General features: G+C 65.8%; 18 protein-coding genes. 10 read left to right on the plus strand and 8 right to left on the minus strand.

Translation table 11 applies throughout. From position 1 onward, the window contains the following. Positions 1-2: 2 nt before the first annotated feature. The 3 genes from CDN36_RS04790 to glcE are packed head-to-tail and all read left to right on the plus strand — an operon-like array spanning position 3 to position 3,647. Complete coding sequence (locus CDN36_RS04790; RefSeq protein WP_287496112.1) at positions 3-1,604, plus strand: FAD-linked oxidase C-terminal domain-containing protein; 1,602 nt, start codon at positions 3-5, stop codon at positions 1,602-1,604. A 1-nt stretch (position 1,605) separates the two neighbouring features. Continuing rightward, on the plus strand, positions 1,606-2,475 hold the full coding sequence (locus CDN36_RS04795; protein WP_150556663.1) for an ion transporter: 870 nt from the start codon (positions 1,606-1,608) through the stop codon (positions 2,473-2,475). Further along, on the plus strand, positions 2,475-3,647 hold the full coding sequence (glcE, locus tag CDN36_RS04800; RefSeq protein WP_287496113.1) for a glycolate oxidase subunit GlcE: 1,173 nt from the start codon (positions 2,475-2,477) through the stop codon (positions 3,645-3,647). The genes CDN36_RS04795 and glcE overlap by 1 nt, the downstream gene beginning before the upstream one ends. 1 nt (position 3,648) lies before the next feature. On the opposite strand, the gene CDN36_RS04805 is transcribed toward glcE, so the two are convergent. Continuing rightward, complete coding sequence (locus tag CDN36_RS04805) at positions 3,649-5,193, minus strand: aminotransferase-like domain-containing protein (protein WP_287496114.1); 1,545 nt, start codon at positions 5,191-5,193, stop codon at positions 3,649-3,651. Positions 5,194-5,431: 238 nt separating this feature from the next. Here CDN36_RS04805 and CDN36_RS04810 point away from each other — a divergent pair, with 238 nt between their 5' ends. Continuing rightward, the gene (locus tag CDN36_RS04810) at positions 5,432-5,800 is read left to right on the plus strand and encodes a hypothetical protein (protein WP_287496115.1); all 369 of its coding nucleotides are present in this window, start codon (positions 5,432-5,434) and stop codon (positions 5,798-5,800) included. A gap of 164 nt (positions 5,801-5,964) precedes the next feature. Here the strand turns inward: CDN36_RS04810 and CDN36_RS04815 are convergent, their stop codons facing one another. After that, on the minus strand, positions 5,965-6,462 hold the full coding sequence (locus CDN36_RS04815) for a glutathione peroxidase (RefSeq protein WP_287496116.1): 498 nt from the start codon (positions 6,460-6,462) through the stop codon (positions 5,965-5,967). 210 nt (positions 6,463-6,672) lie between these two features. On the opposite strand from CDN36_RS04815, the gene CDN36_RS04820 reads away from it, so the two are divergent. Together CDN36_RS04820 and proC are read left to right on the plus strand one after the other, a co-directional pair. Further along, complete coding sequence (locus CDN36_RS04820; protein WP_287496117.1) at positions 6,673-7,386, plus strand: YggS family pyridoxal phosphate-dependent enzyme; 714 nt, start codon at positions 6,673-6,675, stop codon at positions 7,384-7,386. Between the two features lie 113 nt (positions 7,387-7,499). Beyond that, entirely contained in the window at positions 7,500-8,312 is an 813-nt protein-coding gene (gene proC / locus CDN36_RS04825; RefSeq protein ID WP_287496118.1) for a pyrroline-5-carboxylate reductase, read from the plus strand. 27 nt (positions 8,313-8,339) lie between these two features. On the opposite strand, the gene ubiA is transcribed toward proC, so the two are convergent. The 6 genes from ubiA to CDN36_RS04855 form a co-directional block, all read right to left on the minus strand. Continuing rightward, positions 8,340-9,212 carry a 4-hydroxybenzoate octaprenyltransferase gene (ubiA, locus tag CDN36_RS04830; protein WP_150556656.1) on the minus strand — a complete coding sequence of 291 codons (873 nt, stop codon included), beginning with the start codon at positions 9,210-9,212 and terminating at the stop codon, positions 8,340-8,342. 128 nt (positions 9,213-9,340) lie between these two features. Next, complete coding sequence (locus CDN36_RS04835) at positions 9,341-10,684, minus strand: 4Fe-4S binding protein (RefSeq protein WP_174966451.1); 1,344 nt, start codon at positions 10,682-10,684, stop codon at positions 9,341-9,343. 185 nt (positions 10,685-10,869) lie between these two features. Further along, on the minus strand, positions 10,870-11,706 hold the full coding sequence (locus tag CDN36_RS04840; RefSeq protein ID WP_150556654.1) for an FTR1 family iron permease: 837 nt from the start codon (positions 11,704-11,706) through the stop codon (positions 10,870-10,872). Between the two features lie 58 nt (positions 11,707-11,764). After that, positions 11,765-12,088, minus strand: coding sequence for a cupredoxin domain-containing protein (locus tag CDN36_RS04845; RefSeq protein WP_241013913.1), 324 nt, complete (start codon positions 12,086-12,088; stop codon positions 11,765-11,767). Between the two features lie 97 nt (positions 12,089-12,185). Next, a complete protein-coding gene (locus CDN36_RS04850; protein WP_150556652.1) occupies positions 12,186-12,794 on the minus strand; it encodes an iron transporter in 609 nt (202 codons plus the stop codon). Between the two features lie 193 nt (positions 12,795-12,987). Further along, the gene (locus CDN36_RS04855; protein WP_287496119.1) at positions 12,988-13,449 is read right to left on the minus strand and encodes an Lrp/AsnC family transcriptional regulator; all 462 of its coding nucleotides are present in this window, start codon (positions 13,447-13,449) and stop codon (positions 12,988-12,990) included. Between the two features lie 616 nt (positions 13,450-14,065). On the opposite strand from CDN36_RS04855, the gene CDN36_RS04860 reads away from it, so the two are divergent. Genes CDN36_RS04860 through CDN36_RS04875 form a run of 4 tightly spaced genes read left to right on the plus strand, consistent with a single transcriptional unit; the run spans position 14,066 to position 17,046 of the window. Continuing rightward, on the plus strand, positions 14,066-14,845 hold the full coding sequence (locus CDN36_RS04860) for an amino acid ABC transporter permease (protein ID WP_150556650.1): 780 nt from the start codon (positions 14,066-14,068) through the stop codon (positions 14,843-14,845). After that, on the plus strand, positions 14,842-15,495 hold the full coding sequence (locus tag CDN36_RS04865) for an amino acid ABC transporter permease (RefSeq protein ID WP_287496120.1): 654 nt from the start codon (positions 14,842-14,844) through the stop codon (positions 15,493-15,495). The genes CDN36_RS04860 and CDN36_RS04865 overlap by 4 nt, the downstream gene beginning before the upstream one ends. Then, entirely contained in the window at positions 15,479-16,207 is a 729-nt protein-coding gene (locus CDN36_RS04870) for an amino acid ABC transporter ATP-binding protein (RefSeq protein ID WP_150556648.1), read from the plus strand. The genes CDN36_RS04865 and CDN36_RS04870 overlap by 17 nt, the downstream gene beginning before the upstream one ends. Before the next feature lie 38 nt (positions 16,208-16,245). Continuing rightward, on the plus strand, positions 16,246-17,046 hold the full coding sequence (locus CDN36_RS04875; protein WP_150556647.1) for a transporter substrate-binding domain-containing protein: 801 nt from the start codon (positions 16,246-16,248) through the stop codon (positions 17,044-17,046). Positions 17,047-17,125 lie beyond the last annotated feature (79 nt).

Raw genomic sequence — 17,125 nt, forward strand, 5'->3', positions numbered from 1 at the left:
GCATGAACGCGCCCGTCACCTCGCAAGGACCCTCCAGCCCGCTTCAGGCGGGCACGGCCGCGGGCCACGCCGGCGCCGCACCCTCGGCGGCTGCGGCGGGCACGGCGGGCACAGCGAACGAAAGCGCCGACGCCACCCGCGTCCTGGAAGCACGGCAGCGGCAGTTGCTCGACGCGCTCGCACAAATCCTGCCGCCCCACTGCATCCTGCATCGCCGCGAGGACACCACGCCATACGAGTGCGATGGCCTGGCCGCGTATCGTCGCGTGCCGCTGGCAGTGGTGCTGCCCGAGACGGAGTCGCAGGTCCAGCGCATTTTGCAGGCCTGTCATCAACTCGGCATCCCCGTCGTGCCGCGCGGCGCCGGCACCAGCCTGTCGGGCGGTGCAATGCCGATGGCCGAGGGCCTGGTGCTCTCGCTCGCGAAGTTCAAGAAGATCATCGAGATCGATCCTTATGCGCGCACGGCAACGGTGCAGCCTGGCGTTCGCAATCTCGCGATCTCGGACGCCGCTGCGCCTTACGGCCTGTATTACGCACCGGACCCGTCCTCGCAAATCGCCTGCACCATCGGCGGCAACATCGCGGAAAACTCCGGCGGCGTGCACTGCCTGAAGTACGGCCTCACGGTGCATAACGTGCTGCGCGTGCGCGCGATCACCATGTCGGGCGAGGCCATCGAGTTCGGCTCGCTCGGGCCCGATGCACCGGGTCTCGATCTGCTCTCGGTGTTCATCGGCAGCGAGGGGATGTTCGGCGTAGTAACCGAAATCACCGTCAGGCTGGTGCCCAAAGCGCAGACGGCGCAAGTCATCATGGCGAGCTTCGACGATGTTGAGACGGGCGGCAACGCCGTGGCCGCGATTATCGCCGCCGGCATCATCCCCGCCGGACTGGAGATGATGGACAAGCCCGCCACGCAGGCCGTCGAGGAATTCGTGCATGCCGGCTACGATCTCGATGCCGCGGCCATCCTGCTGTGCGAGTCGGACGGCACGCCCGAAGAGGTGGCCGAAGAGATCATGCGCATCTCGCACGTGCTGCGCACGTCCGGGGCAACGCGTCTGCAGATCTCTCGCAGTGAAGAGGAACGACTGCGCTTCTGGTCGGGCCGAAAGAACGCGTTTCCTGCCGCCGGACGCATCTCGCCGGACTACTACTGCATGGACGGCACCATTCCACGCCGTGCGATTGGGACGTTACTCAAACGCATCGAGAGTATGGAACAACAGTACGGATTGCGCTGTATTAACGTCTTTCACGCGGGAGACGGCAACATGCATCCGCTCATTCTGTTCAATGGCAACGATCGCGACGAGTGGCGCCGGGCCGAAGCGTTCGGCAGCGACATTCTGGAAGCCTGCGTCGAACTCGGCGGCACGATCACCGGCGAGCATGGCGTAGGCATCGAGAAGATCAACTCTATGTGCGTGCAGTTCTCGCCCGAGGAGCGCGACGCATTCTTCGGCGTGAAACGTGCGTTCGACCCGGTCGGATTGCTCAATCCGGACAAGGGCATCCCGACGCGGGCGCGCTGCGCCGAGTACGGCAAGCTCCACGTGCGCGGCGGCCTGCTGCCCCACCCCGATCTGCCGAGGTTCTGACATGCGCGGGCTGTCGGAATGGCTGCCGCACGACTGGCGGCAGCGGCTTTACATCATCATCTTCGAGGCCGATACGCGCGAGGGGCGGCTGTTCGACATCGCCCTGCTGATCGCCATCATCCTGTCGGTGCTGACGGTGGTCGTCTCGAGCATCCCGTCCGTACAGAACACGGCGGCGTTGCCGATGGCCATTCTCGAATGGTTCTTCACGCTGCTGTTCACGGCCGAGTACATTGCCCGCCTGCTGTGCGCACACCGGCCGGTGCGCTATGCGCTCTCGTTCTACGGCATCATCGATCTGCTCGCGATCCTGCCCACCTATCTCGCGATTCTCGTGCCCGAACTGCATGGGCTGATCGACGTGCGTCTGCTGCGGCTGATGCGCGCGTTCCGGATCCTGAAGCTCACAGCCTACGTGAACGAAGCCGGGATCCTGAGCATTGCGCTGTACAACGCGCGCCGCAAGATCCTCGTGTTCCTCGGCTTCATCTCGATCATCGTGGTGATCTTCGGCACGCTCATGCACATCATCGAAGGGCCGCAGCACGGCTTCACGAGCATACCGGTGGGCATCTACTGGGCCATCGTCACGCTCACGACGACCGGTTACGGCGACGTGGTGCCGGTCACCGGCCTGGGCAAGGCGATCACCGGCTTCGTGATGCTGCTCGGCTACAGCGTGATCGCCATTCCGACCGGCATCATGGGCGCCGAGATCCACTCGGTCATGCGCAAGAGAACGATTACCACGCGCACCTGCGCGCAATGCCACACCGAAGGTCACGATCCCGACGCGAGTTACTGCAAGCATTGCGGTAGCGAATTGGGGCCCTATCAATCCGACATGCCACCGCCGCCGGAACCGAGCTGATGACCGACACCACCCCACCCACCTCGCCGGGCGCCTCGCTCGCCCCGGACTCCCCCACACCGTCGTGCGCATCGGTCGCGGCCGCGCCCGCGGTTTCGCCAAAGGAGACGCTCGAGCGCTTTCGCACGATCATCGAGCAGGCCACCGCGCGCCGCACGCCACTGCAATTGCGCGGTGGCGGCACCAAGGCCTGGTACGGGCAGCAACGCGTGGGCGATGTGCTCGACACGCGCGCCTACCGCGGCATCGTCGCTTACGATCCGGCCGAACTCGTCATCACGGCGCGCTGCGGCACGCCGCTCGCCGACGTGGAGGCCGCGCTTGCCGAACGCAATCAGTTGCTGCCATTCGAGCCGCCCTATTTCGGCCCGGGCGCTACGATCGGTGGCGCCGTGGCCGCCGGCCTGGCGGGGCCACGGCGCAGCGCTGTCGGATCGGTACGCGACTTCGTGCTCGGCGCGAAGCTCATGGACGGGCGCGGGCACGTGCTGAACTTCGGCGGTCAGGTCATGAAAAACGTTGCCGGCTACGACGTCTCGCGCATGCTCGCGGGATCGCTGGGCACACTGGGTCTCATTCTCGAAGTCTCGCTCAAGGTGTTGCCGCAGCCGTTTGCCGAACTCACCCTGCAGTTCGAGATGAACGCCGTCGACGCCGTGCGCAAGCTCAACGAATGGGGCGGACAGCCGCTGCCGATCACGGGCAGCGCCTGGCGCAGCGATTTGCTGGTCATCCGGCTCGCCGGCGCATCGGCGGCGATCAAGGCGGCGCGCGTGAAGATGGGGGGCGAACTGGTCGATGCGATTCACGCCGCGAAGTTCTGGCACGCGATCCGCGAGCAGACCGACAACTTCTTCGCCGATGCGGGACCGGGGCAAGCGCTATGGCGTTTGGCGGTGCCGTCGACGGCCGAACCGCATCGCCTGCCGGGCAAACAACTGATCGAATGGGGCGGCGCGCAACGCTGGTGGATCACCGACGCCGACGCGCAAATCGTGCGCTCGGCCGCGAGGCAGGACGGCGGCCACGCCACGCTCTTTCGCTACGGCGAGCCCGGCGTGAGCGTGTTCACGCCGTTGCCGGCGCCTGTCATGCGCATTCACCGCAACCTGAAATCGGTCTTCGATCCGGCGGGCATCTTCAATCCGGGACGGATGTACCCGGAGTTCTGACTCACCGTTTGGCGTCGAGCAGACGCGCGACTTCGCTCGCGAGCGTGCGCACCGCGCGCTCGACCTCACGCGTGAACGGCTGGCCGCCGTTCACGCGCAAGAAGTGATCGTAGCGCGCCGAATTCGAGAAGAGGCTGCCCGGCGCCACGCGAATGCCTTTGGCCAACGCCGCGTCGAACAGCTGCTCCGAATTCACGCCACCAGGCATCTCGACCCACAGGCTCAGCCCGCCGGCAGGCAGCGTCAGCCGTGTACCGGTCGGGAAATACGTGGCGATGGCGTCGGCCATCGCGGCGCGGTGCTCCCGCAACTGCGCGCGCAGACGGCGCAGATGCCGGTCGTAGCGCGGCGAGTCCATGAATTCGCCCATCGCAATCTGCGCGAGCGCCTCATTGGGACGCGTCTGCGCATACTTGAGCATCTCCACGCGTCCTTGCCACTTGCCGGCCGCAATCCAGCCGAGCCGCATGCCGGGCGCCAGGGTCTTGTGCAGCGACGCGCAGTGGATCACATTGCCGCCGTTGTCCCACGAACGAATTGCCGCCGGAATGTTGTCGTCGTCGCCGAGCGCCGCGTAGGTGTCGTCTTCGATGATGGCGATGCCGCGCGACTCCGCCCACGCCACCAGACGGGCCTTGTGCGCGTCCGGCATCACCGACCCCAGCGGATTCTGGAAGTGCGGCACGACAATGACGGCCTTGATGTTGTCGTAGGTCTGGCTCGCGAGGTCGAGCGCCTCGAGGGAGATGCCCGTCTGCGGACTCGTCGGGATCTCGAGCGCGCGTATGCCCATGCTCTCGAGCGTCTGCAGCAGCGCGTAGTAAGTGGGCGATTCGACGGCGACCACGTCGCCGGCGCCCGCGACGGCCCGCAGCGCGAGATTGATCGCCTCGATACAGCCGTGCGTGACGACGATCTCGTCGGGATTGATGCTCATGCGCGCTTCGAGGGCGCGCCTCGCGAGCACCGCACGAAAACGCGGTTCGCCGCCGCCGGGCGGCGGCTCGCCATAGAGCGTCGGATGATCGCGCAACGCGCGAATCGTCGCTTGCCGCAATTCGGCGACTGGGTAGAGAGACGCCGAGCCGTGCGCCACCGCCAGATTGACCTTGATGTTCGCCTGCAGACCGCGTGCAAGAATCGACGAGACCCGCTGGTTGATGCCCACGTATTGCGCCAGATCGGGCACCCACTCGCGCGGCTCGGCGACGAGCGCGACGCTCGCACGCGCCGGAGTACGCACGAAGTACCCGGAGCGCGGCCGCGCTTCGAGCACGCCCTGCGCTTCGAGGTGACGACATGTCTGCAGCGCCGTCGACAGGCTCACCTGATGCCGATCCATCAGCACGCGCACGCTCGGCATGCGATCGCCGGGCGCCAGCGTGCCGGCTTCGATGGCGCGGCGGTAATGGTCGGCGAGTTGGCGGTAGAGCGGCGTGCGCTCGCCGGGCGCCGCCTGGGCGGCGGATCCAGCGGCGCGGCTGAGCGCCGCCGACGCCTGCGGCAGCGCGACGGCGGGGGTGGTGGTGGGGGTGGCGGCTTCCATGCGCCGATCATCTGACATTGCACTCGACCATAACAGATACAGATTCAGTGAATCGGCATCGTAACAGATCACCGGACGCCCCTCTGTTACGGGCGCAGGCCATGATCCGTGTGCCTACCGGCGCGCTGGTGCGGTCGATACGCTGTACTCACCTGTTCAACGCCCGGAGAGCCTCATGTCAAAGCGCCCCATCCCCTTCGTTTCCCACGATTTTGGTCTGTCCCGGAGCGTCCGGAGCATGCGGACGGCCGGCGCCTGCCGGCGCGCCCCGAGTCCGGCCGACGACGCCCTGCCCCAGCGCCTCACGCTCGCACGCGGCGCGGCGTTTCACGTGTATGCCCGCGAAGGCGCGATCTTCCACGTGCGCAGCGGCCGCGCGCGGCTCACACCCGCGCCGCGATGGCTGGCCGCCACGGTGTGGGCCGCGCCGACGTCCCTGGGCGCCGGTGCGGCCTACGTGAACGAGACGACCGGCTGGCTGCTGATCGAGAGCGAAGATGGCGCGGAGCTCGCATGTCACGACATCGCACCCGAGGTGCGAACGACGACGTGGCTCGCGAGCGTGTGGCGCGGCTTGCTCGCATGGTGGAGATCGGCCGCACGCTAAGCGTCGCGGTCCTTGCCACATCGCGGTCCTTGCCACGTCGCGGTCCTTGCCACATCGAGCGCCTTGCCCGGTGGCGCGGCTGCCGCATTCCGGGGGTCCGGCGTTCCGACCGTCCGACCGTCCGACGGCACGGCGACCAGGTTCGCGCCCTACCCGCGCCGGCCTCAGGCCGGCAACAGCCGCGCGATGTCGGCCCGGATGGCTTCCGGTTTGACCGTCGGCGCGTAGCGCGCAACCACATTGCCCGACGCGTCGACGAGAAACTTCGTGAAGTTCCACTTGATTGCCTTCGTACCCAGCACGCCGGGCTTTTTCCGCGTCAGATACCGGTACAGCGGCGCGGCGTCCGGCCCTTTGACGTCGATCTTGGCGAACATCGGAAACGTCACGTGAAAGCGCAGGTCGCAGAAACTGCGAATCGCCTGCGCATCGCCCGGCTCTTGCTTGCCGAACTGGTTGCAAGGAAACGCGAGCACCTCGAACCCGCGCGGGCCCAGTTGTTCGTACAACGTCTGCAAGCCGGCGTACTGCGGCGTGAAGCCGCACTCGCTCGCCGTATTGACAATGAGCAGCACCTTGCCGCGATAGCGCGACAGGCTGACGGTCTCGCCCGCGAGCGTATTGACCGAAAAATCGTAGAGCTGCTGTGAATCCGCGCTCATTTCTGACTCCGTGTGGATGTCGGCATGGCGAGTCTGCCACAACCCGCGGGCTCCGGCGCGCGGCCTGCGCCATCCTCCCCCGGGTAGCACCTCGTTTTTTCCGGGGTAGCACCTGCGCATGCGCCACGGCTATAATCGTTGACCGACAACGTCTGCCCGACGCGCCCCCCTCAGCATCAGCGACACGCTTAGCGCCACCTGAACCGCCTCATGTCGACCATCGCCGCACACCTCGACGACGTCCTTTCCCGGATTGCCAACGCCACCGCCCAAGCCGGCCGGCCGACCGGCAGCGTGCGTCTGCTTGCCGTGTCGAAGACGTTCGGCCCCGACGCGGTGCGCGAGGCGGCCGCGGCGGGCCAACGCGCGTTCGGCGAGAACTACGTGCAGGAGTCGCTCGAAAAGATGGCGGTGCTGGCGCGCGAGACGGTGGATGGCGAGCCGCTCGAGTGGCACTTCATCGGCCCGCTGCAAAGCAACAAGACCCGCCCGGTGGCCGAGCACTTCGCGTGGGTGCATTCCGTCGACCGGCTGAAGATCGCCGAGCGTCTGAGCGCGCAGCGCCCGGCCGGCATGCCCGCGCTGCAGGTCTGCCTGCAGGTCAACATCAGCGGTGAGGCAAGCAAGAGCGGCGTGCCGCCCGAAGACGTGCCGGCCGTCGCACGCGCCATCGCTGCCCTGCCCAACCTGCGGCTGCGCGGGTTGATGGCGATCCCCGAGCCGCAGACCGACCCGGCGCGTCAGCGCGCGCCGTTTCGCGCGGTGCGCGAGCTGTTCGACGCGCTGCGCGCCGACGGTCTTGCACTCGACACGCTGTCGATGGGCATGTCCGGCGATCTCGAAGCGGCGATCGCCGAAGGTGCGACAATGGTCCGCATCGGTACCGCGATTTTCGGCGCACGCGACTACGGCCCCCGGGCGTAATCGGCGTGTGGCCCCTGCGGCTTCCGGGATCGACGCGTCGACAGACGCCTCGCGACGGTTCGCCGCGGCAACAGGTAGTGACGGTTACGACATACGCAACGCAAAGGACGGTTATGAGAATTGCATTCATCGGCGGCGGCAACATGGCCAACGCCCTGATCGGCGGACTCGTCAAGCGCGGCACGGCCCCGCGCGACATTCTCGCGATCGACGTCAACGAATCGACCCGCGAGGGCCTCGCCGGGCAGTACGGCGTGGACACCGCCGGCGCCCCGAACGATCGCCTGCGCGATTACGACACGCTCGTGCTGGCCGTCAAGCCCCAGGTGCTCAAGGATGTCGCGCAGGCGCTCCAGCCGCATCTGAACGGCCAGTTGGTCATCAGCATTGCCGCCGGCATTCGCGCGTCCGACCTGGCGCGCTGGCTCGGCGGGCACAACCAGATCGTGCGCTGCATGCCCAATACGCCGGCGCTCATCGGCATGGGCATTACCGGTCTGGCCGCCCTTTCGGGCGTGGATTCGGACCAACGCAAGCGCGCGGAGACCGTGTTGAGCGCCGCCGGCCAGATCGTCTGGGTGGAAAAGGAGAGCCAGCTCGACGCCGTGACTGCCATCTCGGGCAGCGGTCCGGCTTACGTGTTCTATTTCATCGAAGCGCTCGAGCAAGCCGCCGAGGAACTGGGTTTCACGCCCGAGCAGGGCCGTCAGCTCGCCATCGCCACGTTTGCAGGCGCCTCGCAACTGGCCGCGCAGTCGAGCGAGCCGGCGAGCGTGCTGCGCGAACGCGTGACGTCCAAGGGCGGTACGACGTTTGCCGCCCTGAGTTCGTTCGATCGCGACGCCATCAAGGCTGCAATCGTGCGCGGCGTGCATGCCGCCAACACGCGCGCCAAGGAACTGGGCGACGAGCTGGGCGACGCCTGACGCCCATCATGCCGGGCGCGCCGGGCCTCAGCCTCGGGCGCTCAGCAGATAGTGCCCGGCAATGCCCGCGAAGACCGCGGCGCCAAGCCAGTTGTTGTGCCGGAACGCGGCGAAGCAAGGCATGCGCTCGCGGCCGCGAATGAGGAAGTAGTGGTAGACGGCGAAGCTCGCCGCGACCGCCATGCCGAGCCAGAACGGCCAGCCGAAACCGAGCCACACGCCGACGCCCGCCTGAATGCCGAGCGCTGCGGCATAGCAGATCATGATGGCTGTCACGTCGAAGCGGCCGAACGTGATGGCCGATGTCTTGATGCCGATCTTCAGGTCGTCGTCGCGATCGACCATCGCGTACTCGGTGTCGTATGCGACCGACCAGAACACGTTCGAGAGCAGCAACAGCCACGCGAGCATCGGCACCTGATCCTGCACGGCGGCGAAGGCCATCGGAATCCCGAAGCCGAAAGCCACCCCCAGATACGCCTGCGGAATGGCGAGAAAGCGCTTGGTGAAAGGATAGGTGCCCGCCACGAACAGCGCGGGGATCGACAACCCCTTGGTGAGTGCGTTGAGCGGCAGGATCAGCAGGAAGCTCACGAGCGCGAGCGTTGCGGCCACGGCGAGCGCTTCCCATGCGCGGATGCGTCCCGAGGTGATCGGACGTTCCTTGGTGCGCTTGACGAACTTGTCGAAATCGCGGTCCGCATAGTCGTTGATGGCGCAACCGGCCGAGCGCATCAGGAAGGTACCGAGCGTGAAGATCACCACCATCCAGGGCTCGGGACGCCCGTCCGAGGCGATCCACAGCGCCGAGAGCGTCGGCCAGAGCAGCAGCACGGTGCCGATCGGCTTGTCGAGGCGAACGAGGCGGAAATACAGCGGAAGGCGTTGAGCGAGCAACATGGGCGTCACACGGGAAGACTACACAGAAAGACTTGTGACGACATTGTAGGCCACCGGCGGGGGCCCGCCAACGGCACGGCTGCCGTCCGGCGGCCGGACGTCACGTCACTTCACGTCACGCCAGGCCCTCACCAGATCCAGAACATCAGCAGCCAGAGCCAGTTCACGAGCGCCAGCGCGGCCGCCACGCCGGCCATCCCGGCCAGACGCCGCCCCGGCGAGCGCGTGTGCCGCCCGGTCACGCGCCAGCCCAGCCAGAGGCTCCACAGCGTGGTGGCGGCCAGAATCGCGGCGCGCACGTCGTTGGCCCAGTACACCGGCAGATGCTCGGCACGCAGCAGACTGATCGTGGTCGCCGACAGGCCAATGAACACGCCGGCGCCGGCAATCGGAATGATTGACTGCACCAGATGGTTGAAGCGCGAGGTCTGCCACGGCCCCATCGCACGATTGGCGAGCGCGAAGATGATCGTGAACGCCAGGCCGAGAATCAGCCCGTTGCCCAGGATGTAAGTGACGACCATGCCGCCATCGAGCCATGTGAACACGTCGCTCTGGTCGGGGTAGTTGGTGAACACGAACCAAGGCGCGTTGGTTTCGAACGGCCACATGATGTTGCGATCGATGAGCCATGTGGCAATCGCAGTCTTGGTCGCGACGAACCACGGATTGACCGTCCAGTGAAAGGCGCCGATGGCCACGCCGAGCAGTCCGTACATGACCAGCACGCTGTCCCACAGGCTGTTGTTTTCCGTGGCGCCGAAGGTCACGATCTCTTCGCTGGGCGAGCGGCTCACGAGCGAGATGGCGTCGCGATGGCCCGCGCAGCGACCGCACATATGGCACTGCGCACCGCCCTTCATGTTGCGCAGCGGCACGAGCGGCGCGCAATTGACCGGAATGATCTTGTGACCGTTGGTGTGATACGACTGGCGCCAGGCGTCCTCGTTGACCTTGAAGTGAAACGGCGAGAGGCGCGCGAGCAGCGAGAACACGCCGTTGACCGGGCACAGGTACTTGCACCACACGCGCTTGTCGCGGCCGTAGAAGTAACCGATCACCATGGCGCCCACGGTCGAGCCGCCGAGCACCAGCAGCACGGCCTTCGGGTACTGATACACACTGACCATCTGCCCGTAGAGCGTGGTGCCCGCGAAAGCCACGAAGGGCCAGCCGCCCCAACGCATCCAGCGCGGAATGGCGCGGCCGCGCCCGTGGCGGCTCGCAAATTCGGACAGCGTGCCCTCCGGGCACAGCACGCCGCACCAGACGCGCCCCATCAGCACCATGCTGAGCAGCACGAACGGCCACCAGATGCCCCAGAACGTGAATTGCGCGAAGACGGTGAGATTGTCGAGGATGTGTGCCGTTTCGTCGGGAAGCGGCAGCAGGACCGGCACGCAGATGAGAAACGCATAAACCAGCACGATGACCCACTGCACGCCACGTATCAGCTTGCCGTGGCGTTGCATCCACAGGCCCAATCGGGCCAGTCGGTTCGGGACAGGTATGGCGATGCTCATGCTCAACTCTTACGTCGGGGGATTGCCTTGGCCGGGCTGCCGGATCTGGTGATTGCCGCGAAATCCACGTGCGGCGTGTCCGTTCAGCCCGTGGGGCGCACCGCGCGGCAATCCCGCCGGTGCGCGCTGCCCGCTCAGGCGGGCTTGACCTGCTTTGCCGGTGCGCCCGCTCGCCTGAGCAGCGCCCAGATGCACAGCCAGTACACGACATAGACCAACAGGTTCATGCCGGCCGGATGCGCGCGGTAGCCGGTGAGCGTTGCCACCAGGCTGCCGAACGGGCTGGCGTCGTCAAGAATCGCGGAAGTATCCCACAGTTGGTCGACCAGCGTGGGCACGAGCTCGAGCGAAATCAGGCGATCCAGTCCCGATTCGAGCAGGCCGGCGGCAAGGAACAGCAGCATGATTTCGGTCACGCGGAAGAACAGCCGCCACGAGAAGACCTTGCCGCCGAGTTGCAGCAGCCAGAACGTGACGAGCGCGAGCGCGAAACCGATCAGCACGGCCAGCCACATCGAGAGCGGCACGCTGCCCTGCTGACCGAAGCCGATGCCGTACAGGAAGATGGCCGTCTCGCTGCCTTCGCGGGCGATGGCCAGCGCGACGAGCACGAGCACGCCCCACCAGGTGCCCTGGTCGTGACTCTTCTTCAGCGACGATTCCATGTCGCGCTTGAGGGTGCGCCCGTGGCGCTTCATCCAGAACACCATCTGCACGATGAGCACGCAGGCGATGAGCACCATCGCCGTCTGGAAGTAATCCTGTGCGTCGCCCGAGAGCACTTCGGTGAAGCCGACAAGTGCGGCGCCCAGTGCCACGGCCGCGGCGATGCCCAGCGCGACGCCGGCCCACAGATAGGGCAGGCCGCGCCTCGCCCCATGATCGGGGTTGGCCAGCCAGGCATGGAGAATGCCTACGACCAGCAATGCCTCGACGCTTTCGCGCCAGACGATGAACATGACCTGACCCATCGTGCGATTCCTCTTGTGTGACTTGTCTTACCGTGTGACCAACACGACTCCCGCGCGCTTACTTGGCGACGATCACGCCCTGCGCCTGCTGATGGAAATCGTCGAAAAACTTGTACTCGCCCGGCTGCAGCGGCGCGATCACGACAAACGACTGCGCGCCTGGCGCCAGCACCTTTTCCTTGCGCAGTTGCAGACTCTCGAATTCCACGGCGTTCGATCCGGTGTTGTGCACCTCGATCTTGATGCGCTTGCCCGCCGGGACTTCGATGCGCGCCGGATTGAGCTTGCCGTTGTTCATTTCCAGCTTGAACGTAGGCAGGTCGTCCGCGCGGGTAAGCGCCGGGCCGCCCAACGTGAACAAGGTGAGCGCGACGGCCGCCATCGTGGGCCCCAGGCGCGCGATGCGTTGATTCATCCCTGTGCTCCAAACGAAAACAGCGCTGACCCGCAGGCCAACGCTGCATCAAAGTTGTCCGGGCTTAATAGCCGCCCTTCTTGCCGACACCGGCGAACGTGAATTCGACCGTCTTCGTGATCGGCTTGAACCACGGACCCACGCCCGTTTCCTTGTCGACGTGGCGGCCGAAGCACCACGGCCCCATGCCCCCGTGCGCCGCGTGCGCGCCTGCGGCCGGCGCGGCTGCGCCCATCTTGCAACCGAACTCGGCGAGCGTGCCCGGAGCGTTCACGACCATCGTCAGCGTGTACTTGCCCGGGCCGTCGAGCTTGACGTTGTCACCGTAGTGCGGGCCGTCGCTCGCGACCATCGGCATCATCAGGCCTTCGATGACCTTCGTGCTGCCGGCCTTCTGCAGCTTGTAAGTGATTTCCAGACCCGGAATCCAGTCGCCCTCGGCGTAGCCGTTCGGGTTCTTCGCAATGGCGTGAATGTCGGCCTCGAGGTGGATGTCCGACGCCTTGGCGTCGCGCATCATGCCGGCCGGCTCCATCGTGATCGGCTGGAGATAGACGGTGTTGATTTCCATGCCCGCCACATTCAGCGGTTTGCCGATCGGGAACTCGGCGGCCTGAGCCATGGTGGCCGCACCGGCCAGCAGCACCGCTGCCACGAGGGATTTCACGCGCATACACACTCCGGAAGGTGAAGAAGTTAATGCAAACAATTCTCAATAAGTTTAGCACTATCGCCATGGCCAGACAAACGCCGACCACTGGGAACGCACGGGGCGGGACAGGTGAAGTGGCGGCCGAACGCCGCCGGACGGGCCGGCCGGCGATTCTTAGGGCGCGGGTTACGGAAAATTACCGTGGCGCGCGGCCTCAGGGCAGCACACCGCCCCGGTCGATCTTGCGCGCGAGGACGACCGAGGTGGTCGTGCGCGTCACGCCATCGATTTCGCCGATGGCGTCGAGCAGCGCGTCGAGCTGATCGGCCGACGCCGCATGCAGCCAGGCGACGTAATCGAATTCACCGCTCACGGAGCAGAGCAAATGGACTTCCGGCATCTTGTTCAACCGTCGCAAGACGTCGCGCCCGGAGCGCGGCTGCACGCTGATGCCCACGCACGCCTGCAGGCTGCCGCCAGCGGCGTCCTGCCCGAGCCTTACGGTGTAGCCGGCGATGACGCCCGTGCGCTCGAGTCGACTCAGGCGCGCGAGCACCGTGGTGCGCGCCACGCCCAGACGGCGCGCCAGATTCGCCGCGCTCTCGCGGGCGTTCACGCGCAGCAGCGCCAGCAGATTGCGATCAAGCTCGTCGAGCGACGTGGAGGACAGCGTCACATCGCCTCCCCTGTCCGCGGCGGCTCACCGGGGGGCCCCATGCCGTTGTCGGCACACAGAGTCGGCACCGTCTCGCTCGCGCCACGGGCGCACGCGGGCCCGCCGTACCGGGGCCCATGACGGCGGCAGCGGGGCGGGGCAAGGCATGTGCGTGCGGTCGTGGTCGTCATGTTGGTCTGTGTGTCATCACGGCGGCTGATCGCCGGGGCGCCCCGGACACCTGAGGCCCGGCGGCAATGCGCGATTATAGAGCTTACATGTCCGGTTCCCTCCGTTGAGGCTGACTCAACAAAGAGATACGACGACAAATTGCCGCACGCCGCACCTCAATCCGGTGTTGAACCGGCCTCACCCGCGCACCGCCAGATCACCGTCGCATGGGTCATTCCGTCCAAAATCCCGCACTAGTCCTGCACTAGTCCTGCACTAATCATCGCAGTACCCAAGGGTATCCCCGCAACCCGCCGCTATTGACAGCGTCGTTTCGCGCTGCGCAAAATCACATCACTTATATGACGACATACAAGAAAGGCCGATCACGCAATCGCGGATGCCCCGAGCCTGGCAGTATGGCGCGGTGCATCGGCCCGAACGTCACCGGAGACAGGCGTTTGCCATGCACTTCACATTCAATTTCGCCCCGCTGCTGCCCTACTGGCCGGTTTTCCTCGAAGGGGCGTGGCTCACGTTGAAGATGACCGTGCTGGCCGTGGTCATCGGCACGGCGGTGGGCACGCTCGTGGCCTTCGCCAGGCGCAGCCGCCGTGGCTGGCTCTCTCGCCTGTGCGGCGTCTACATCGAATCGGTGCGCAACACGCCGTTCCTCGTGCAGATCTTTCTGCTGTATTTCGGGCTGGCCAGCGTCGGCGTGCACATGCCGACGTTCGCGGCTGCCGTCATCGCCATGGTGATCAACATCGGCGCATACGCGGCCGAGATCATCCGTGCCGGCCTGGAAGCGGTGCCGCGCGGACAGATCGAGGCCGCCGAGTGTCTTGGCCTGTCGAAGTGGCGTATTGCGTGGCACGTCATGCTCCAACCCTCCATCGAGAAGGTCTATCCGGCCCTCACCACGCAATTCATCCTGATGATGCAGGCCTCGGCGATGGCTTCGCAAATCTCCGCCGAAGAGCTCACGGCGGTGGCCAATACGGTGCAATCGGACACCTTCCGGTCGCTCGAGACCTACATCGTGGTCGCCGCGCTATACCTCGCGCTGTCGCTGCTCGTGAAGCTTGTGGCGTGGGCGGCGGGCGAGTACTTCTTCAAGCGCCGCCGCACCGTGCGCCGCGCCGCGGCGCAAACCGCGCTGGCGGCGCGCCGGCGTGCGGCCATGTCGCGCACCGCCGGCCAGGGTGCGCCAGGCGCCAACACTGCGCAACGGAGCGCGCCATGATCGCCAACTTTTCGTGGACCTATTTCGGTTATCTGGTGCAGTCCACCGGCTGGACGCTCGTGCTCTCGGCCCTCGCATTCGTGCTCGGCAGCGCCGGCGGTTTTCTGGTGATGCTCGCGCGCATTTCGCCGCGCCGCTGGCTGCGTCTGCCGGCGCAGGTCTTCATCGAAGCGATTCAGGGCATCCCGTTGCTGATCCTGCTCTTCATCGTCTACTTCGGCTTGTCGGTGTACGGCTTCGAACTGCCCGCCATCGTGGCCGCCGCGCTCGCGCTGATGGTCTACACGAGCGCCTACCTCGGCGATATCTGGCGCGGCTGCGTACAAGCCATGCCGCGTGCGCAATGGGAGGCGGCGGAGTGTCTGTCGTTCTCGCGCTGGCAAACGCTGCGGCTCGTGATCATTCCGCAGGCGGTGCGCCTGTCGCTGCCGCCCACCATCGGCTTTCTCGTGCAGATCATCAAGATGACCTCGCTCGCGTCGGTGATCGGCTTCGTGGAGCTTACCCGTGCGGGACAGATCATCAACAACTCGATTTTCCAGCCCTTTCTCGTGTTTTCGCTGGTCGGGGTGTTCTATTTCCTGCTGTGCTATCCGCTCTCGCGCTGGAGCTCGCTACTCGAGGACAGGCTCAATGTCGGCAATCGTTAAGGTCAACCAGATTCACAAGCGTTTCGGCGACAACCCCGTGCTCAAGGGCGTGTCGTTCGAAGTGGAGCGCGGCAAGATGGTGGCGATCATCGGCGCGAGCGGCTCGGGCAAGAGCACGGCGCTGCGCTGCATCGACCGCCTGGAGACCATCGACGACGGCTCCATCGAAGTGTGCGGCATTCGCGTGGACGATCCGCACGTCGATCTGCATCGATTGCGCCGCGAAGTCGGCATCGTCTTCCAGAGCTACAACCTGTTTGCGCACCTGAGCGTGCGCGAGAACATCATGCTCGCGCTTCGCCACGTCAAGCGCATGCCGCGCGGCGAGGCCGAGGACGTCACGAAGCGCGTGCTCGCGCAGGTGGGCCTGTCCGACAAGGCCGGGAGCTACCCCGAGCAACTCTCGGGCGGCCAGCAGCAGCGCGTGGCGATCGCGCGCTCGCTCGCCATGTCGCCGAAGGTCATGCTGTTCGACGAAGTGACGTCCGCGCTCGATCCGCAACTCACCGGCGAGGTGCTGCGCGTGATGGAAGACCTCGCCGCCGACGGCATGACGATGCTGCTCGTCACGCACGAAATGGCGTTCGCCAAGCGGGTGGCCGACCAGATCATCTACATGCATCAGGGCAAGGTGTGGGAAGTCGGTCCGGGCGAGATGCTCGACGCCCCGCAAACGCCAGAGCTGCGCGCCTTCCTCGCGAACGGGCTGTAAATCCCCTGCCTCACCAGACATCACAAGGAGACTCCAGCATGAAACTCAAGACGCGCTTCGTCCAGGCCTGTGCCGCCGTCCTGCTCGGTGCGATGGCGCACGCCGCGCTGGCCGATCAGCTCGACGACATCAGGAAGGCCGGCAAGATTCGTGTGGCGATCGCCATGGGCACGCCGCTGTACTCATACGCCGACGCCAATCTCAAGCCGGTGGGCTCGGACGTGGAGACGGCCGAACTGCTGGCAAAGGACCTGGGCGTGAAACTCGACATCGTATCGGTCACGAACGCGGCGCGCGTGCCGACGCTGCAAGCCAATCGTGCCGACATCGTGGTGGCCGACCTGTCGATCACGCCCGAACGGGCGCAGGTGGTCGACTTCTCGGTGCCGTATGCCGTCATCTCGATCATCGTGGGCGGCCCCAAGAACATTCCGATCAAGGGTTACGAGGATCTGAACGGCAAACGCATCGGGCTCACGCGTGCGACCGTCAACGACACGCTGACCACGCAGAACGCCAAGGGCGCGCAGATCGTGCGCTACGAAGACGACGCCACGCTGATCACGTCGATGGTGACCGGTCAGGTCGACATCTTCTCGAGCACGCCGTCGAATCTGGGCGAAATGCAAAAGCGCGCGCCGGACAAGCACCTCGAGCTGAAGTTTGCGCAAAAGGAGTTCGATCTGGGCATCGCGCTGAACAAGAATCAGCCGGCGCTCAAGGAGTGGATCAACAACTGGGTGAAGACCAATCTCAGGAACGGCAAGCTCAACGCGATCTACAAGAAATATCATGGCCGTGACCTGCCTGACAGCGTGACCAAGATCGCAGCGTCCTGAGTTTCGGCCCACCGACGGACCGGCTGAACCGGCTCGCGTGCGCTTGAGGGCGCGAGCCGGGCCGCGACACGATGTCGCA

This window comes from Pandoraea sp. CB10b_02 (assembly GCF_002216225.1).
GTDB classification, from domain to species: domain Bacteria; phylum Pseudomonadota; class Gammaproteobacteria; order Burkholderiales; family Burkholderiaceae; genus Pandoraea; species Pandoraea nosoerga.